The following is a 1,009-nucleotide window of genomic DNA, read 5'->3' as shown; positions in this document are numbered from 1 at the left end:
AGGTGGTGAAGCGTTGGGTCATGTCGGCTCGGTAGCCGGGGGCGGTCATCAGGTGGCTCTACCGTCTTGATCGGGTTGATCGAGCCATTCGTAGGTGAGCTGTACTGAGATTTGTGGAGTCCCTGATGCCAGGGTTACGGTCCTGGCGAAGGAGAACCACCAGCACCATGGCAGCACCCCGTAAATATCCCGATGAGCTCCGCGAGCGTGCCGTCCGCGAAGTCCGGGCCACCGGCCGTCCGATTGCGCACGTGGCCAAGGACCTCGGCATCCACCCCGAGGCCCTGCGCGGCTGGGCCGCCAGGCCGAGGCCGACCGGGGCGAACGCGACGACCGGCTCACCACCGCCGAGCGCGATGAACTCAAGCAACTCCGCAAGGGGAATGCCGAGTTGAAGCGGGCGAACGAGATCCTCAAGGCCGCTTCGGTGTTTTTTGCCCAGGAGATCGACCGTCCCCGGACGAGGCCGAGCAGGTGATCGACCACCTGCGGGAACGTGGCCTCGGGGTCGGGTCCTGTCGCTGTCGCCGTCGACGTACTTCGCCCGCAAGAAGCGGCCGAAGTCGGCCCGCCGGCTTCGCGACGAGCAGGTGATGCCGCTGATCGAGGAAGTCCATGCGGAATCTGGCGGCACGTATGGTGCCCGCCGGATCACCCGCGCCCTGCGGCGCGGCGTCGACGTGGCCCGCTGCACTGTCGAGCGGCTGATGACCGGGCTTGGCATCGAGGGCGTCATCCGTGGGCAGCGACGGCGGACAGCCGTTCCTGAGCCGTCTACACCGCGCCCGCCGGACCTGGTGGACCGTGACTTCACCGCCTCGCGCCCGGACCAGTTGTGGGTAGCGGACATGACCTATGTCCGCACCTGGTCCGGCTGGGCATACGTGGCGTTCGTCCTGGACGTGTTCTCCCGGGCACCACCTGCGATGTGCCGGGTTGGTGTCGGTGGGTGGGTGTCAGTGACGGCACGTCAGAGCTGGGTGTTTTCGCTGGTGGGGTGTTGAGGAAG

The 1,009-nt window shown here is 67.0% G+C and carries 2 protein-coding genes; both read left to right on the top strand.

The annotated features are described in order from the left end of the window. Positions 1 to 167 precede the first annotated feature (167 nt). Positions 168 to 395: a transposase gene (locus tag ABZ624_RS43245; RefSeq protein ID WP_360101305.1), complete on the top strand. Its 228-nt coding sequence runs from the start codon at positions 168 to 170 to the stop codon at positions 393 to 395. 195 nt (positions 396 to 590) lie between these two features. Next, positions 591 to 1,004, top strand: a complete 414-nt coding sequence (locus ABZ624_RS43240) for an IS3 family transposase (protein WP_360101302.1) — start codon at positions 591 to 593, stop codon at positions 1,002 to 1,004. The last annotated feature ends 5 nt before the right edge of the window (positions 1,005 to 1,009 follow it).

Origin of the sequence: Streptomyces sp. NPDC007205, from assembly GCF_040634095.1 — a bacterium.
Lineage (GTDB): Bacteria > Actinomycetota > Actinomycetes > Streptomycetales > Streptomycetaceae > Streptomyces.
The sequence above is the reverse complement of the archived record's forward strand: the minus strand, read 5'-3'. Positions and strand labels throughout refer to the sequence as shown.

Coding starts and splice junctions, on each gene's coding strand:
- ABZ624_RS43245 (WP_360101305.1), top strand. CDS start 168: ATGGCAGCACCCCGTAAATATCCCGATGAGCTCCGCGAGCGTGCCGTC.